14 protein-coding genes are annotated in these 16996 nt (G+C 40.7%); 8 read left to right on the top strand and 6 right to left on the bottom strand.

Annotated features, from left to right (window positions below; translation table 11 throughout):
- Positions 1 to 22 precede the first annotated feature (22 nt).
- The 6 genes from ACVCDT_RS01850 to alr all read left to right on the top strand — a co-directional run bounded on the left by ACVCDT_RS01850 (position 23) and on the right by alr (position 6721).
- On the top strand, positions 23 to 919 hold the full coding sequence (locus ACVCDT_RS01850) for a glucosamine kinase nucleotide-binding domain-containing protein (protein WP_447131036.1): 897 nt from the start codon (positions 23 to 25) through the stop codon (positions 917 to 919).
- A 23-nt stretch (positions 920 to 942) separates the two neighbouring features.
- Complete coding sequence (locus ACVCDT_RS01845) at positions 943 to 2364, top strand: C40 family peptidase (protein WP_447131035.1); 1422 nt, start codon at positions 943 to 945, stop codon at positions 2362 to 2364.
- Positions 2365 to 2367: 3 nt separating this feature from the next.
- A complete protein-coding gene (locus ACVCDT_RS01840) occupies positions 2368 to 3459 on the top strand; it encodes a dipeptide epimerase (protein WP_447131034.1) in 1092 nt (363 codons plus the stop codon).
- Positions 3459 to 4232, top strand: coding sequence for a L,D-transpeptidase family protein (locus ACVCDT_RS01835; RefSeq protein ID WP_447131033.1), 774 nt, complete (start codon positions 3459 to 3461; stop codon positions 4230 to 4232). Before ACVCDT_RS01840 ends, ACVCDT_RS01835 begins: the two co-directional genes overlap by 1 nt.
- Before the next feature lie 113 nt (positions 4233 to 4345).
- A complete protein-coding gene (gene lysA, locus ACVCDT_RS01830) occupies positions 4346 to 5620 on the top strand; it encodes a diaminopimelate decarboxylase (RefSeq protein WP_447131032.1) in 1275 nt (424 codons plus the stop codon).
- A 21-nt stretch (positions 5621 to 5641) separates the two neighbouring features.
- Positions 5642 to 6721 carry an alanine racemase gene (gene alr, locus ACVCDT_RS01825; RefSeq protein ID WP_447131031.1) on the top strand — a complete coding sequence of 360 codons (1080 nt, stop codon included), beginning with the start codon at positions 5642 to 5644 and terminating at the stop codon, positions 6719 to 6721.
- 63 nt (positions 6722 to 6784) lie between these two features.
- Here the strand turns inward: alr and ACVCDT_RS01820 are convergent, their stop codons facing one another.
- Both ACVCDT_RS01820 and ACVCDT_RS01815 read right to left on the bottom strand, forming a co-directional pair.
- On the bottom strand, positions 6785 to 9988 hold the full coding sequence (locus ACVCDT_RS01820) for an efflux RND transporter permease subunit (RefSeq protein WP_447131030.1): 3204 nt from the start codon (positions 9986 to 9988) through the stop codon (positions 6785 to 6787).
- 10 nt (positions 9989 to 9998) lie between these two features.
- A complete protein-coding gene (locus ACVCDT_RS01815) occupies positions 9999 to 11147 on the bottom strand; it encodes an efflux RND transporter periplasmic adaptor subunit (protein ID WP_447131029.1) in 1149 nt (382 codons plus the stop codon).
- Positions 11148 to 11330: 183 nt separating this feature from the next.
- Between ACVCDT_RS01815 and ACVCDT_RS01810 the strand changes: the two genes are divergently transcribed.
- Positions 11331 to 12191 carry an ATP-grasp domain-containing protein gene (locus ACVCDT_RS01810; RefSeq protein WP_447131028.1) on the top strand — a complete coding sequence of 287 codons (861 nt, stop codon included), beginning with the start codon at positions 11331 to 11333 and terminating at the stop codon, positions 12189 to 12191.
- Between the two features lie 167 nt (positions 12192 to 12358).
- Positions 12359 to 13279, top strand: a complete 921-nt coding sequence (locus ACVCDT_RS01805; RefSeq protein ID WP_447131027.1) for a cation diffusion facilitator family transporter — start codon at positions 12359 to 12361, stop codon at positions 13277 to 13279.
- Between the two features lie 280 nt (positions 13280 to 13559).
- Here the strand turns inward: ACVCDT_RS01805 and ACVCDT_RS01800 are convergent, their stop codons facing one another.
- Genes ACVCDT_RS01800 through ACVCDT_RS01785 form a run of 4 tightly spaced genes read right to left on the bottom strand, consistent with a single transcriptional unit; the run spans position 13560 to position 16934 of the window.
- On the bottom strand, positions 13560 to 13859 hold the full coding sequence (locus tag ACVCDT_RS01800; protein ID WP_447131026.1) for a hypothetical protein: 300 nt from the start codon (positions 13857 to 13859) through the stop codon (positions 13560 to 13562).
- A 5-nt stretch (positions 13860 to 13864) separates the two neighbouring features.
- On the bottom strand, positions 13865 to 14044 hold the full coding sequence (locus tag ACVCDT_RS01795; RefSeq protein WP_447131025.1) for a hypothetical protein: 180 nt from the start codon (positions 14042 to 14044) through the stop codon (positions 13865 to 13867).
- A gap of 2 nt (positions 14045 to 14046) precedes the next feature.
- Positions 14047 to 16653, bottom strand: coding sequence for a hypothetical protein (locus tag ACVCDT_RS01790; protein WP_447131024.1), 2607 nt, complete (start codon positions 16651 to 16653; stop codon positions 14047 to 14049).
- Positions 16638 to 16934: a hypothetical protein gene (locus ACVCDT_RS01785; RefSeq protein WP_447131023.1), complete on the bottom strand. Its 297-nt coding sequence runs from the start codon at positions 16932 to 16934 to the stop codon at positions 16638 to 16640. The genes ACVCDT_RS01790 and ACVCDT_RS01785 overlap by 16 nt, the downstream gene beginning before the upstream one ends.
- Between the last annotated feature and the right edge of the window lie 62 nt (positions 16935 to 16996).

The following is a 16996-nucleotide window of genomic DNA, read 5'->3' as shown; positions in this document are numbered from 1 at the left end:
CAATATTGTAAAAGGCGAAAGAATGCGTAACCCCCCCACACTTTATGCTGGGATAGATGGCGGCGGCACTAAGTGCAGCGCCATGTTATTTGATCATCAAGGACAAGTGCTTGGGAGAGGTAGGGCAGGGGCGGCCAATGTTGCCAGAGATCTGCCTACTAGCCTCATCTCAATAGTGGATTGTATTAAACAAGCACTAGAAGATGCGAAGCTGCCTGCAGATTTAATTTCTCAGGTGAAAGTAGGTGCGGGGTTAGCGGGAGCCTGTGTGCCAGAAGTGAAGAGCAAATTACAGGCTTGGGCACATCCTTTTACTGAGTTTAAAGTAGAAAGTGATTTAACCACTGCCTGTTTAGGCGCCCATGCAGGACAAGATGGGGCATTATTAATTGTAGGTACGGGCTCATCGGCCGCGCGTTATCAAAATGGTCAGTTAACTCAATTAGGTGGTCACGGATTTTTACTTGGCGACAAAGGCAGCGGCGCTTGGCTGGGTCGTATGGCAGTTAGCGCCACCCTTGAAGCCTTAGATGGCATCATTGCAACCACTCAATTACATAAACAAGTGCAAGAAAGCCTAGGGCTAAATACCACTTCTGCCATAGTGCAACGCATGATCAATGCAAGTCCTAGCGACTTTGCCACTTTAGCCCCTTTGGTTTTAGCTTTGGCTAAGCAACAACAACCTAGTGCCTTGGCCTTAGTTGCAGAAGCGGTAGCCTATTTAGATAAACTTTGTCAGCAATGTTTAAACCACACAGATTTATCTATTGTGGTGATGGGGGGAGTGGCGCCTTTGCTGATACCAGAATTTAGCCAAGCAACCCGCGAGCGTATTGTTAGCCCTAAAGGTGGACCAGAGTGGGGGGCTGTGCGCTTACTTCAATCTGATTTTCCCTTAGTGCCAGTTAGTGTTTAGTCAATTTTTCACGAGTATTTAACATGTTTAGCCTTAATTTCAATTCATCCTGCTTTAAACCTCAACTGAGTTGGGCACTGCTGTGCTGTTTATTTATGGCCAGTCAGGCTAATGCAAAAAACAATGTGCCTAATGTGCGCAACCAACAGCTAAACGCCGAATTTTGGCAAGCCAAACCAGCCAGTGATAATGAGGTACGTATGACAGAAAGTGAAATCACAGCCTTTAATCAACACCTATTTGCCACTAATAAATACATGGTTCGCCCTTTAGATATGGCTAAAAGCTTAAATAAAAAAGCTTTGTTAAATAAAATTTCCAGTATTAGTAGCGTGCCAAAAAGTGCGCGTTTTTATCCTGATGGGCAAGCGCTTAGCCCCCAAGATTTTGCCGCCTATATGGCCAATACTAACCAACAAGGCGTGCAAGACAGCAATAAAGTGCAGTTTGGCTTAGTAGTCAAACGTGCAGCTATGCGTACTTTCCCTACATTAGACAGAGTACTAAACAAGGGCATGGATGCAGATTTAGATAGATTTCAAGAAACCGCCGTTTTCCCTGGTGAAGCCGTGGCCATTTTGCATACTAGTGCCGATGGCCAGTGGTACTTAGCGCAAAATTACCATTATTTAGCCTGGGTTAAACAAGATGCAGTAGCTCTAGGCCAAGCTGATCAGATCCAAGACTATCTAGAATCATCTGACTTTTTGTTAGTAACTGGGGCCAAAGTCTTTACCACTTACGTACCAAACCAAGCTCAAGTATCTGAAGTGCAACTGGATATGGGGGTTAAGCTGCCATTAGTGGCGCCCGCACAGCAAGGTTTTGAAATCTACGATCAAAGCACCGCCAGCAACTATCAAGTGCGTTTACCTATACGCCATGATGATGGCAGTTTAGGGTTTCAAACGGCTTTGATTGGACGTACCCAAGATGTACGTCAGGGCTATTTGCCTTTTACCACTGACAATATTGTTGCCCAGGGCTTTAAGTTTTTAGGTGAGCGCTATGGCTGGGGGCATGATTATAATGGCCGTGACTGCACAGGTTTTGTGGGTGAAATTTATAAAACCTTTGGACTGCTGATGCCGCGTAATTCTGGGCAACAAGGCAAAGGCACTTATGGTACTAACTTTCGCTTTGCCGCCAATACCGATAATCAAGCAAAGCTTGAGGTGATTAAGCAGTTAGAGATTGGTGATCTTATTTATATCCCAGGGCATGTAATGATCTATTTGGGTGAAGAAAATAATCAGCCTTATGTTATCCATGATGTAAAAGGCTTAGCTTACTGGACACCTCAAGGTGAGTTTTATAATGGCACCTTAAATGCTGTGTCAGTTACCCCTTTGCTGCCATTACAACTAAACAAAAAAACCAGCTACCTCGACAGAATTTATAACATTAAGCGCCTCACTCCTATTAACCATACTGAGAACCAATAGAGCATGAAAATTACCCATATTCGCTTTGCTAAGTTGCAGGTTCCGTTAAAAACGCCTTTTAAAACTGCAGTGCGCACAGTAGAAAACATTACTGATCTAGTGGTAATAGTTGAAACTGACCATGGCATTTTAGGGTATGGCTCTGCGCCAGCGACCCCAGTGATAACGGGTGATACCCATGCATCTATGAGTTATGCCATAGACAAGATCATTGGGCCGCAAATTATTGGTATGGATGTTGAAAATCTAAATGGCATTTGCCACAAAATTCAGCATGCTTTAGTGGCAAATAACAGCGCCAAAGCCGCCACCGAAATTGCCATTTACGATTTATGGGCCAAGGCTTTTAAAGCCCCATTGTATAAATTATTAGGGGGCGGCCAATCTGAGTTGCGCACCGATGTAACTATCAGTGTTGATCACTTAGATAAAATGCTGCAAGACGCACACCTAGCTATCAGTCGCGGTTTTGATATTTTAAAAATTAAAATTGGCACTGAATTAGAAAACGACATAGCGCGGGTTAACGCCATTTATCAAGAAATTGGCCACAGCGCGGCCCTAAGACTCGATGTCAACCAAGGTTGGACAGCTAAACAAAGTGTGTATGCCTTGCAAAAACTGGCAGATCTTGGGGTGGAATTAGAATTAGTTGAGCAACCCGTTAAAAGTCATGACATAGACGGCTTACGCTATATCAGCGAACGCGTTACTACTCCTATTATGGCTGACGAAAGTGCCTTTTCACCACGTCAGGTTATCGACCTTATTCGAACCGGCGCAGCAGATATTATTAATATTAAATTAATGAAATGTGCTGGCATTAGCCAAGCCATTAAAATTGCTGACTTAGCCGAACTTCACGATATTCCTTGCATGATTGGTTGTATGTTAGAAGGCAGCATTAGTGTTGCTGCTGCGGCGCATTTGGCTTGTGCCAAGGCATCGAGTATCAGTTTAATTGACTTAGATGGGCCAACTTTAGGGCAATTTGATCCCGTTACAGGCGGGGCTGATTTTACCCATGCCACAATATCACTAAGCCAATGCCCAGGTTTGGGCATACAAACCATCAAAGGGTTACAGGAGTTATAATGGTTAATCTGTCACGTGTTTTTACTTTCATTTGCGCATTGAGCTTGGCAAGTTTGCTAAATGCATGTAGCCAAGACTCACCTAGTCAGCCAGCTTTATTACAAGAGCTAAACAGCCAACAACTAGTTTTAGTGATCTCTGACAATTGGGGAGCAGATACAGCTAAGTTGCATCGATTTGAATGGCAAAATAATCAATGGCAAGCAGTTGGCCAAGCCTTTCCAGTTAATATTGGTCGCACGGGTTTAGCTTGGGGCTTAGGCTTGCACGACAAACAACCTGGTTATTACAAACAAGAAGGTGACGGTAAGGCCACGGCTGGGGTCTTTGATTTGACTCATACTTTTGGTTATTTAGAGCAAATTAATTCTGCCATGCCTTATCAGGCTATGAACCAAAACCATTATTGTATTGATGTGAATGGCTCAGACTATTACAACCAAATTGTCGATGCCACAGAGGTGGGTCAAGAAGTGGTAAAAGATTCCACCGAGCCTATGCGCCGTGATATCCACAAAGACAATCAAGATATTTACAAAAAAGGCATAGTGGTGGATCACAACATGGCTAACCAAAGTGGCCAAGGTAGCTGTATCTTTTTGCATATTTGGTTTGGTCCAGGCGTCGCTACTGCAGGTTGTACGGCTATGGCCGAGCCTAATATGGACGCCTTATTAGCTTGGCTAAACCCTAAATATTCCCCTACTTATGTGGCATTGCCAGAAGCTGAGTATAAAGCTAAACAGCAAGCATGGGGACTGCCAGCCATTTAGTCCAAAATTCTGAGCATTATTATCTGTTATTGCAGCTGCCTATTTAGCGGTTTGTTGCAATAACTTAGCTGCTGCCAATGGCCTTGGCATTAGCCTTATTTTAGAGAGAAAAGATGAACCAATTTAGCTACATTGACGATCAGCTTCACGTTGAAGCTTTGCCCATTCAAACCTTAACTCAGTCTTTTGAGACACCTTTTTATTTGTACTCAGCGCAACAAATTACCAATAACTATATGGCGTTAAGTGGTGCGCTAGAGGGGCTGAACAGTCAAATTTGTTATGCGGTAAAGGCCAGTTCTAATCAAGCGGTATTATCTTTATTGGCTAATTTAGGTTCAGGGGCAGATGTTGTTAGTGCAGGAGAATTAAAACGCGCCTTAAAAGCAGGCATTCAAGCCAACAAAATTGTGTTTTCTGGGGTAGGTAAAAGCACCCAAGAGATTAGCTATGCTCTTCAACAAGGCATTTTTCAGTTTAATGTTGAGTCTGAGCCTGAGCTTGCCCATATTAGTCAAATTTGTGTAGAGCTTGGTTTAACTGCCAAGGTAGCGATAAGAATTAATCCAGATATTAGCGCCGACACTCACGAAAAAATCTCCACTGGCAAGGCCGAAAATAAATTTGGCATAGATCATTTAAAAACTTTGGCCATTTACGACTATGCAGCCAGTTTACCCGGCATTGAGGTGCAGGGTATTGATGTACATATTGGCTCGCAAATTAATGATCTCACTCCTTTTGAAGCGTCTTTTAAAAAACTGGCAGATTTAGTCAGTCAATTAAAACAAGCTGGACATAATATTAAGGTGATAGATGTAGGCGGGGGAATGGGCGTGACTTATCATCCCGAGCAAGATAAAGCTTACAACATTCAAGATTATGCCAAGCTAATCAAGCAGTATCTCAGTCCGTTAGATTGCAAAGTGATAGTTGAGCCAGGTCGGTCAATTATGGCCAGTGCTGGAGTGCTAGTAACTAAAGTGACCTACTTAAAACAAAGTGCTAGTAAAGCCTTTTTAATTTTAGATGCGGGTATGAATGATTTTGCTCGACCTAGTTTGTACGATGCTTATCACCAAATTTTGCCCATAGTACAAAGCCAGGGCGAAGCCACAAGTTACGACATAGTTGGGCCTGTATGTGAAACTGGCGATACTTTTGCCAAAGGCAGAGTCATGCCTAAAGTAGCCCAAGGCGATACCTTAATCATCAAAGATACCGGCGCTTATGGGGCGGTGATGTCGTCAACCTATAACACTAGGCCACTCATTCGCGAAGTTTTAGTAAAAGGCCAGCAGTTTGCCACCATTCGCGCACCACAAAGTGTTGATGACTTAATTGCCCTAGATTGCATGCCTAGCTGGCAAGCCAGTTCAGACGTGTAATAAGCCAGCAGTAGTTGCATTATGCCCAGACAAACGCGCGCGACCATTTTTCTTGATGCCATTATCCACAACTATAAGTTGGCCAATAAGCAGGCTCCGCTTTCGCAAAATATTGCTGTGATAAAGGCCGATGCTTACGGACATGGCAGCATTAAGGTGGCTAAAGCTTTAGCTCCCTATGTGCCAGCCTTTGCGGTTGCTATATTTGAAGAGGCGGTAAGCTTAAAAGAGGCTGGCATTACTCAACCCATATTGGTTTTACAAGGGATCAATAGCGCCGAAGAACTGATTTTTGCGAGCCAAAATAACATTTGGTCTATGCTCGAAAATGAGCAGCAACTTGCCTTAATAGTTGAGCACCCCTTAAGCCAGCCTATTCATTTATGGTTAAAGGTAGACACTGGCATGCATCGTTTGGGGTTAGATGCTCAGGGTTTACCTAAGGTGCTAGATAAATTAGCCCAATGTCCATGGGTAAAAGGCCCGCTGGTATTAAGCTCGCATTTGGCTTGTGCGTCTAATCTCTCTAGTCAGGCAAGTCTTAGGCAGTTAGCTTATTTTTCTCAGGTGACTCAAGATTACGCCTTGCCCACTAGCCTAGCTAACTCAGCGGCTTTGTTAGGTTTTGAACAAGCACATAGGCAATGGAACCGCCCAGGTATAATGTTGTATGGTTTGTCGCCTTTTGAGCATAGTCACCCGCAAGACCAATACCTCAAGCCAGCTATGAGCTTTACTTCTAGTGTTATGTCTATTCGCCAAGTTAAGCAAGGGGAATATGTGGGATATGGCGAAACATGGCAGGCACCTAAAACCTCAACCATAGCCACTATAGCTGTGGGTTATGCCGATGGTTATCCTAGGCATGCCAAAAACGGTACGCCCTTGTTGATCAATGGGCAAATGGCTTATTTAGCCGGGAGGGTATCTATGGATATGATCACGGCCGATATTAGTCACTGTAAAGACATAAAAATTGGTGACCCAGTAGAGTTATGGGGGCAACAAATTAACGCCAACCAAGTAGCTAAACACGCCGACACTATAGGTTATCAGCTGTTAACAGGTGTAAGTCAAAGGGTGCAGCGCCACTACGCTTAAGCCGGCAATAAAAAAGCGCCCTAAGGCGCTTTAAATAGTTTTGCTCGCTTAAACATTAAAGTATTAGGCTTGCGATGGTTTGCCATCAACTGGTGTTTTTCTGGTGCCTTTTACCAAGTTAACTAACTTTCTAGGTAAACTACCTAACCAACCAAATCTGGCTTTTAAGTCTTCTAATATCATATACAAGCAAGGCACTAAAATTAGTGTGACTAAGGTGGCATACATAACGGCAAAGCCCAAACCTATGGCCATGGGGACAATCATGCGTGCTTGCATACTGGTTTCAAACATAATGGGTAAAACCCCAGCAAAGGTTGTGATAGAGGTAAGAGTAATCGTCCTAAATCTGGCGCAACCTGCTTCTATTACTGATGCTCTAAGTGCATGGCCTTCTTTACGTCTTTGGTTAACAAAGTCGGTCATTACAAGGCTGTCGTTGATTACTACCCCTGCTGCTGCGATCAGTCCAAAGAAAGACATAATGCTTATATCTGCACCAAATATATAATGCCCCCACACTGCTCCTGTAAAACTAAAGGGGATAACCGACATAATAATAAGCGGTTGGCCATAACTTTTTAGTGGAACGGCTAACAAAATAAACACAATCAACATACCAGCAATAAAAAAGGTAATTTGTTGATCTTGCTGTGCTTGCTGTTCTTCTATACTGCCCCCTAGCTCGGTTTTAACCCCTGGGAAACTAGCTTTTAATTGGGGCAATAACTTTTCGTCTACCTGTTCGATAACTTCGTTTGGTTCTACTAACTCTTCATCAATTGAACCGTATACATAAACACTGCGGTAGCCTTGTTCACGTCGAATAAAGTTGATTCCTGGACTTTCGGTAAGTGTTACTACATCGCCTAACATTACTTCTTTACCATTAGGAGTAGTAATAACAGCGTACTTTAACTCAGCAAAGCGTTCTCTAGTAAGCTGAGGATAACGCACCATTACACGTACTTCTTCGCCGTTTCGTATCACTCTTTGGGCTTCGCCACCAAAGAAACTTGCGCCCACCTGACTAGCAATTGACGACAAGTTTAGGCCCAAATCATAAGCCACGGGTAATAATTCAAGCTGAATTTCTTTGCTAGCTGGATCGATACTAGAGCTGATATCAAATAGCCCATCTTGCTGTTGTAACATGCTAATAAACTCTCGGCCTGCGGCATTAAGCATATTAATATCTGCTCCAAACAGCATATAACCAAATTCGCCCCCTCCGTTGCCACCGCCCATAGCGTCGTCACGAATTGTGATAGATTTAAGGCCCGGAATAACAGGCATGGCTTCACGCCATCTTCTGGCTAATTCGAATGCAGTAAAGTGGCGGTTTTCTTCATCAACTAGCGGTACTACTATACGGCCATCAGTACGACCGTTATTAAACACCATAATGTCTTTCATCATGCTGCTGCCGTACTCTTCCACAATTTTTTGGTCTACATCTAATATGGTGCGTTCAATAGTTTTAAGCGCGTCTATAGTTGCCATATCAGAAGAGTTTTCATTCATGGATATATTAATTGCCGGATAGTCATGCGGCACTTTAGGCATAGGCACCATACGCACGTGGTTACCTTGAATTAAGCCAATACTAATTAATAGTAAGGCGATAAAGGTAGTTAACGCTAACCAACGCCATTCAATGCATCGTTCTATAAAACGTTTGTAAGGGCCATTTACAAAACCAAAAAAGCGGGCATTAAACTTAGCGCGCCAACTTGCTTTTTTAATTGGGGTAAATTTAATGTTGGCTAAATGAGCAGGCAAGATAAGTTTTGATTCAATTAAACTGAACACCAAACATAAAATAATGACAATAGAAATGTTAACTATGAAAGATCCTTCAGGACCAGTAGAAAATAGGGTAGGTGCGAACACTGCTATTGTGGTTAAAACCCCAAAAGTAGCCGGAGTGGCCACGCGCTTTGCACCGCGTACAACGCTTTCTACACCAGGACCTTTTTGTTCAATTTCGCTGTAGGCACTTTCACCTATAACTATGGCGTCATCAACAACAATTCCCAGCACCATGATAAAGGCAAACAGAGACAAAACATTAATGGTGACACCAAATACAGGCATCATCATCATGGCGCCTAAAAAGCACACTGGCAAGCCTACCATCACCCAGAACGCCACTCTGAAGCGCAAGAATATAGTTAACAGTATGGCCACTAACAGGGCACCTTGAAACAGATTACTTAACATCATGTTAAGTCGGCTATTCAGATAAAATGTGGTATCGACCGTGGTTTTGATTTTCATTCCAGGTGGTAGCGTTTCATTGCGCTGCGCAATATAAGTGTTAACCGACTCAGCTACTGCTACAGTATTTTGCTCTTTTGAGGCACGCACCGCTAAAAATATGGCATTTTCACCTGAATATTTAAAATAACGTTCGCCTTCAGTAAAGGCATCTTTTATTTGTGCTACGTCTTCAAGTAATACCTTTGCACCATTAGTACCAATTTTTACTGGAATACGTCTAAATTCTTCACCATCATATAACTGATTTTCTACTCTTACCGACACAATACCCGATTCAGTACGCAGTTGACCGGCCGAAATATTGGCTGAATAACGGCGAATGGCTTGAGTAATATCGGTAATGGTTAAGTTGTATTTACGCAAGGTATTAGGGTCGATTTCTATGGCAATTTCGTCTTCTGGAGCACTTAAATCAACTAAAGAAACGTTATCTAATTGCAATAACTCTGTTTCAATTTGTTTGGCAATGGGCTTAAGTTCTTCTAGTGGTACGTTGCCGACTAAAGACATTTCAACTACTTCTTGCCTAAACTCAATTTGTGAAATATTGGGAGGTTCCATGTCAGCCGGGAAAGTTGCTATGCTGTCAATTCGAGCTTTTACTTTGTCTAACACATCAGTTAGTTTCTGATCCTTTTGGATCTCTAAAGTAATCCTGCCACTACCTCTAAATGCCCGTGAGGTAGACTTTTTAATTTCGGTTATGTCTTTTATAGCTTCTTCAATTTTTATGAGAATACTTTCTTCAATTTCTTGCGGCGAGGCACCTCTATACACCGCACTTACAGTGATGTAGTTAATTTCAATATTTGGAAACATTTGGCGCTGTATAGTTTTATAACTAAATAAACCCATAACAATAATAAAAGCCATCATTAAGTTGGCAGCCACAGCATTATTGGCAAAAAATGCAATAAGTCCGGTTTGTTTCGCTTCTCCTAAATTAGGATCTGGTAGAGGAGGTTGTTGATTACTATTTGTCATGCGATTGGCCTTATAGTACTTGCTGTGCAGCTAGTTCATCTTTCGGCTGAGCAATTTTAACTTTCATACCTTTTTGCGGATATTCAGGTAATGTAGTGACTAATTTATCTTGATTTTTAAGCCCTTCACTTATCAAAAAGTAGGCACCCTCTTCGCGTAATACTTCTACTCGTTGAGGTTGTAATTTTTGTTCTTCATCTAGCACCCATATAATTCTGTTGTTAACCAACTCTTGGGGCAAACGATAAACCTGACTTAAAGTCTTTCCAGCAAAGTTTACCTCTACAAAATTACCAAATTTTAATGGCGAAACGTCTGATTTTAGGCCATAAGGGTCGGCGACTCTGACTACCAATTGGCTCATTCGAGTAGCTTGGTCAATTATGCCTAAATCGCGAACTAGTGTGGCATTGCGTTTAATGCTGTGAATACCTTTGGTACTTACAGTAGCCGGTAGGTTTGCCAGATTAGTAGGTAAAAATTCGCGGTCAAACCCAGCAATGGGGAAAGAAATTTCAGCACTTTCTATGTTGTACAGCTCGCCTACGCCTGCGCCTTGGCTAATAAATTGGCCTAAGCCTAAATCGCGGCTAACGATTAATGCATCGTATGGGGCTTTCACTTCGCAGTTAGCTAAGTCTCGCTGAGCAATTTTAACTCGTGCTTGCGCAGATTTTACTTTGGCTTGGGCACTTAATAATTGTGGCTTGCGCAGATATAAATCTGATACTGTGTTATTACCCGCTTCGCGCTTGGCTACGTCGGCACGAGCTTGTTCTTCAATTAAGTTGCTTTGGGCTAGATTTAAATCGGCTTCTGCTTGCAAAAGCGCGGCTTGGTAAGTGTCTTTTTCGATGCTAAATAAGGTTTCGCCTCGCTTCACTAATCCACCAGGCACAAAATTTGGATTCCATTGAATCACTTCACCCGACACCTGTGCAGCTATTTTTGTGCGCTCAAGAGGCTTTACTTCACCGTAACTAGTGATCTGAACTTGATAGTCTTGGGCCATAGCCGTTTCTACTTTGACCGTAGGACGAGTGTCTACTGGTTCTTTTTCTTCTTCTTTGTTACCAGAGGCTTTAATGGCTGACATTCCGCCAAATCCTAAAGCCAAAACTACTAATGGAACAATTCCTTTAAGCCACACTTTTTTCACAATATATACCTAACTGCAAATTCTATTGCCTCGATGATAACGCACCGTTGTGAATAAAAATAAGAAGATTTGTAAAAATGTGTGATTTGTTTACCTAAATTCCGAATAAAAATTGCGCTTTGAGTTCGAAATTTGGTCGATTAAGAGTAAGCTGATAAGCGAATACTTTTTTGGGGAGACCGTATGAAACGCTGCGCTTTTTTATCTATGGACAGCCTAGACGGCTATTTTGCCTACGACACTATGTTATTTGAACCGTTAAAAGCTGTTGGTTGGCAAGCCGAAGAAGTGTCGTGGCATCAAACAAATGTAGACTGGCAACAATTTGATGCAGTGATCATTCGAACCACTTGGGACTATCAACAAGACGCAGCAAAATTTCTACACTGTTTAGAAACTATTGAAGCTTCGGGCGCAAAATTATTTAACAGTTTAAATATAGTACGTTGGAATATTAATAAAGGGTATTTGCAAGACCTACAAAACCAAGGGGTAAGCATAATACCTAGCCAATGGTTTGAAGTATTTTCATTGCATGAACTCAGCGCCGCTTTTGTGCACTTTAATACCACCGAAATTGTGATTAAGCCGCTGATCAGTGCCAACGCAGATTTTACCTACAGATTAACCCGAGAGCAGTTAACCCAAAAAGCTGACGAATTAGAAACCGTATTTTCTAATCGAGAGTTTTTGGTTCAACCTTTCTTATCGAGTATTGTAAAAGAAGGTGAGTACTCACTGTTTTATTTTGCAGGGCAATATAGTCATGCCATTTTAAAACAACCCAAAGCAGGGGATTTTAGAGTACAAGAAGAACATGGTGGACAACTAAAACAAGTACCCGCTACCAGCGAAATGTTAACCGCAGCCAGCCAATGTTTAGCCGCGCTACCAGAAGACGTGTTATATGCACGAATCGATTTAGTAAGCTATGCCCGCCAGTTTGTTGTGATGGAAGTGGAGCTAATTGAACCCTCTTTGTATTTTAATATGGATCCCGAATCACCCCAGCGATTTGTAGATGCGTTTTTGCAAAGTGTTTGAGTGCTTATTTGTTTGAGGAAGAATGATGAGATGCTTAGTTTTACGCCCTTTAGTAAAGTGAAACTGATTACTCAAAAATACCCTTAAAATATTTTTTCATCAGCTACTATCTTATTTTAAAAAGTGGAGTACTATCCGCGAATTCAGTAGCTGTTAGTGTATTTTACATGGCCGTTGGCTTTCACGAACAAAAAGAAAAACGCTTATTAACCCTGTCTTTTTATGTGGCTGGGCTATTTGTATTTGTGGCTTTGGGTTTTGCTTTTTTTACCCATTCTGGGGCGATTTTATTTGACGGTATCTACTCACTGATTGCATTTTTTATGGCGTTGTTAACCTTAAAAGTGGCAAACCTAGTACAAAAACCTGACGACGATAGGTTTCACTTTGGTTATACCGCCATCGAACCTACGCTTAATTTATTTAAATCAATTATTATCATTGCCACTTGTTTGTACGCCATTGTTGGATCCATAGACAGCTTAATGACTGGTGGCAACTCTGCAGAATTTGGACTGGCAGTTATTTATGGTGCTATAGCCACAATCGGCTGTTTTGCCGTGTCTGGTTATATGAAGTACCAAGGTAAAAGCCTACGTTCAGATTTAGTAGGCGTTGATGCCCATACTTGGTTGGTAGACGGGGTGTTAAGTGCGTCAATATTATTAGGTTTTGCTTTGGCCTATTTTATTGAGCAAACCAGTTTTGCTGGTTATGCGCCCTATATCGACCCATTACTTTTGATTGTATTAGGCACGGCTATTTTACCTATACCCGCTAAAATTATGCTCGAAAGTCTCAACGAAGTTATCCATAAAGCCCCACCCGAAGCTGTGACTTTGGTCATTGAGAAAAAACTTAAACAAACGCTGGTAGATGTACCCTACGAGCATGTTGAAGTACGTATCAGTAAAAGTGGAAGAGATCTGTATTTATTGGTGCATATCATAGTGGCAGAGTCATTCTCTGTTGCCACTATTAGTGAACTCGATGACATTCGTAAAAGTTGCGAAGCCGCCATGCGTGAATGGAACCCCTCTATTCTTATGGATATTTTGTTTATTAAAGATCCGAAGTTGGCGGATTAGCTTGGGTTAGTCTGCCAGAATAAGGCATAGAAAGTTTTTAAACTGGCTGAGTACCATTACACTATGTAGTACTCAGTATCGAATTGTGGCAGTAGCTGAGCAACCTAAACTTAGGAGCCACTATGAAAACCTTCAACCCTGTATTTTTATTTAATCTATTAGTTTTAATTTTTACCCTAAGCGCCTGCGGAAGTCTTAGCACAGAAGTGTAGATCGAAATTTATAGCGTAATTTTATTGTGCGATTCTAAACTCGACATTGAATATGTTAATTCCCCTTATTAACTATTGGGTGTAGATAAACTGAGGGCAGCTTCTAATAAGGCTTTTTCTTGTGGAGACAACTGGCTTAATGCTTTTTCAACATTCTTTCTATAGGTATTAAGTGAGGTTTTATCGTTTGCTATCGCCGCATCTAAGGTTTTTTCGTACTTAACTAACAGGGCATTGATTTTTTGACTATTTTTAAGGTTTTCGTGATGCCCTTTGTAACCAAGAATTGATAAGCCTAAAATTGCAAATACAATAGGAATATTGATTTCAAATGAGATAATAGATTTTTTAGCTGTGGAATTTGGCATTGCAGTTACTCCTTAATCATTGCCCATTTTAGTTTGATTCGTTCTACGCTTTGAAGTGCTTTTAACATTTCGTCTTCTTGTTGTTGTTGCATTATCTTGAATGCTGTAATTACTCCAACAAATATCACTATAATTACTAAGTGTTCTGCTAGTAGTTTCCAAACATTTGCCAGTATTTTTTTCATTATTAGAAGGTTCCTTGGCAATTTTTTATGGTTTTTAGGTTGAAGCTACTGTTATTAATCGCTTCTGCTAGTGTGATAGAGTTAATCGTAGGTGAATAATAACATTGGTATTTTTCAGTATTATTCATTTGAATTAATACTAAGTTCTTAAAGCCTTTGCTAACTAAGTTATTTAGTGTATTTAGCAGCTTAGGTTGCTGATTTAGCACTTCTACCAAAGCACGCTCGACCTTTTGAATAGCAGATTCTCGTAGAAACGTACCATTAGCTAGCGATAATAAATAATCTCCATCCTCATAGCTGCTAACAAAGGTTGAGGCTAACTGTGAAAGATCGGGCTGATAGAAAAAACGTTGCTCTGCTAATAGTCCTAAATCGGTGTGGCCTAAAAAATTTGGCAAAGTTATTTTATCCACATTTTGATTTTTAAGATTAACCCCCATAAATGCACCGATGTTGTGATTTCGTTTTAACAGGGTGATATTGGCATCAAACTGATGGATATCCTGCGCACCAATAAAGCTAGGCAGCAAGGCGCTACCCAACCAAGATAATTGTGAATTAAAAATATCATCGTATCCACCGATAAAGTGAAAGAGTTGTTCATCGATAGAGTTTGGTTCGTGTTGTGTTTTAGGTTGTTTGAAAATCACCTCTGAAACTGACTTAACAAAAGGTATATTACGGTAATTCTGGTAAAGCCCGTTTTCGATATCAAGTAGGAAGCCGAAAGACGACGTTTTAACTGACTCCCAAACATCATTTTGGTTAAAGTCTTTAGCAAAGGCACTCATCATATCGCCGTAGGTGTCATCCTGGGTGACAGATTGAAAAACGGGCACTACCAGCACGAGAGACATAGCTATCACTAAAACAACAAAATAAGGTAAGCTGGTTTTCCATAAATAGACAGCAAACTTCATAAATAGCATAAATATAGCTATAAAACTTAGCAGCACACTAATAGGCAATATCAGTGCTAGCTTTACAGCATTGTTACCTATGTCAAATAAAATGCCACCAGGCGCAAATGCGCCGACAGCCGCAGTAGACGATAACATTCGAATAAAAGAGATATTGTTTTGTTGTGCAAGCCATTTTTCTTGAATAGTCCTCTCCGCCATACTCGGCGAAAAATCATCAATGTAAAAGTCGTCTAAGGCGAGTTTAGCTTGTTGCTGAATTATGTCATGAGTAGCAAAGGCTATACGATCTAAACCTTTCTCTGTAATCTTAAACTGTGACTTTTGCTGGTATTCTTGCCAAATATTGGCGGCTTGTTGTTGGTATTTATTCAGAAGCACATGGTAAATTGCCTGAGTATTATTTATTTGCCAATCACTTCCAAGCGATAACCCATTTTCTTCGAATTTTTTTATTAGTAATTTGCGCGCTTCTTCGGATTTGACGAATTCTTCATATTCTTCATATTCGCCTACGGCGTAAACTAAGCGCAGCCAATGTTCTCTCCCTCTAGTTAACATTGCCAGGATACGGGCTTCAGTGCCTAATGCGCCAAAGAAAATATGCTCTGGAAGAACTCTAATACCTAAGCTTTTACCGTTTTTATAGGTTAAATTATTAAAATAATTGGCATGCTCAATATTAATTTGATCTTTACATCGGGTGTCGCACCTTTTTGCTCTATAGCGTTTTTTAAACCTATGGTGATCATCGCGTAAGCTTTGATTCTTCGATAATTCTCTAAATTCATTCCGAGCATTATCATGCTGCCTTACATAGTTATTCCAAAGAGCATGTAATAGGTCGTTAACACGGCTGATGATTTGTCTTTGTTCTTCATTGATAGATTGATGGTTGGTTAAGCGTTGAACGGCTATTTGATAACGGTTGTCCGTTTGCAGATATAATTGACGCTCTTGCAAATATAAATCATCAAATGCCCTTAATTTAGGCAAGCCTTTTTCAATAAAGCGTTTTGATTGATGACTACTTAAAAAGTTATCAGCCAGCTTTTCCATGTTTTGCTCAATTAGGCGATTGAAGTGGGTCGAAAAATAGGCAAGTGAAGGAATTAGCGCGACAACAAGATCTCTTCTGTCTGAGTCGTTTATAAGCACATTAAATTGGTCAAAATTTTGGATTTTTATTACACCAGACAAATAACCTTCTTTGTATATTACGGCTCGCACTGCGTTCAGCTTGTTATCATTACTTCTACTATGCACGACTGTTTCTACCAGTATCCTTAAACTTGGAATAAGCATCAGCCAAAGCAATAAAAATATCAATGGGTGGGTGATATAAGATGCGATGTGTAGGTGCTTCTTTTTGCGCTTGAGAGCAATTTTTCTGGTTGTATTATTTTTTATGTCATTACGATTTAAATTGGGAATAAGTCTGTTTATAGGTAAAAAAGTAATGATGGCTAAAGCAATGCCAAAACTTGATAAAGTACGACCAAAAAGGTCTAGTCTTAAAATAGACTCTACGTTTTCAACAAAAATGTTGTGTGCTGGTTGAGCATAAAGCTCGATTAACAACAAATTTAGGGATAACTCTAAGGCTATATAACTAGCAAAGGCTATAAAAAGGAAAATAACTTTTACATGAAACCCTAAACCAGTTGGTTTTATTTTTTCTTCCATTCGAAAATTACAGCCTTGCTTTCTAATTTAGTGTTTGCATTACGTTCTCTGTCTTGACACAGAGCAAAATATTCATCTTCAGGTTTTGCAGTGCTGCAACGGTCGACTACCTTTTGATGATTAGAGTTATCAGCGGACTTTTGTAGTGGTGGTGCGGCTTGTTGAAGTGCAATGGCGTTTATTTTCTTGTGAGATATTTCTGGACTAGCAATACAACCAGACAATAAAAAACAACTAAGAACAACCAAATGACTATTTATCTGGAACTGTGAAATTTGCATAGCATCCTTCTATGTTACTAATATTTATTATTTTTTTAATTTTAGTTTTGGAAACTTATCAG

The organism is Paraglaciecola aestuariivivens (assembly GCF_052983255.1).
Note: the sequence above shows the minus strand (reverse complement) of the source record. Positions and strands in the feature narration are given on the sequence as shown.

Coding starts and splice junctions, on each gene's coding strand:
- ACVCDT_RS01850 (WP_447131036.1), top strand. CDS start 23: ATGCGTAACCCCCCCACACTTTATGCTGGGATAGATGGCGGCGGCACT.
- ACVCDT_RS01845 (WP_447131035.1), top strand. CDS start 943: ATGTTTAGCCTTAATTTCAATTCATCCTGCTTTAAACCTCAACTGAGT.
- ACVCDT_RS01840 (WP_447131034.1), top strand. CDS start 2,368: ATGAAAATTACCCATATTCGCTTTGCTAAGTTGCAGGTTCCGTTAAAA.
- ACVCDT_RS01835 (WP_447131033.1), top strand. CDS start 3,459: ATGGTTAATCTGTCACGTGTTTTTACTTTCATTTGCGCATTGAGCTTG.
- lysA (WP_447131032.1), top strand. CDS start 4,346: ATGAACCAATTTAGCTACATTGACGATCAGCTTCACGTTGAAGCTTTG.
- alr (WP_447131031.1), top strand. CDS start 5,642: ATGCCCAGACAAACGCGCGCGACCATTTTTCTTGATGCCATTATCCAC.
- ACVCDT_RS01820 (WP_447131030.1), bottom strand. CDS start 9,988: ATGACAAATAGTAATCAACAACCTCCTCTACCAGATCCTAATTTAGGA.
- ACVCDT_RS01810 (WP_447131028.1), top strand. CDS start 11,331: ATGAAACGCTGCGCTTTTTTATCTATGGACAGCCTAGACGGCTATTTT.
- ACVCDT_RS01805 (WP_447131027.1), top strand. CDS start 12,359: ATGGCCGTTGGCTTTCACGAACAAAAAGAAAAACGCTTATTAACCCTG.
- ACVCDT_RS01800 (WP_447131026.1), bottom strand. CDS start 13,859: ATGCCAAATTCCACAGCTAAAAAATCTATTATCTCATTTGAAATCAAT.
- ACVCDT_RS01795 (WP_447131025.1), bottom strand. CDS start 14,044: ATGAAAAAAATACTGGCAAATGTTTGGAAACTACTAGCAGAACACTTA.
- ACVCDT_RS01790 (WP_447131024.1), bottom strand. CDS start 16,653: ATGGAAGAAAAAATAAAACCAACTGGTTTAGGGTTTCATGTAAAAGTT.
- ACVCDT_RS01785 (WP_447131023.1), bottom strand. CDS start 16,934: ATGCAAATTTCACAGTTCCAGATAAATAGTCATTTGGTTGTTCTTAGT.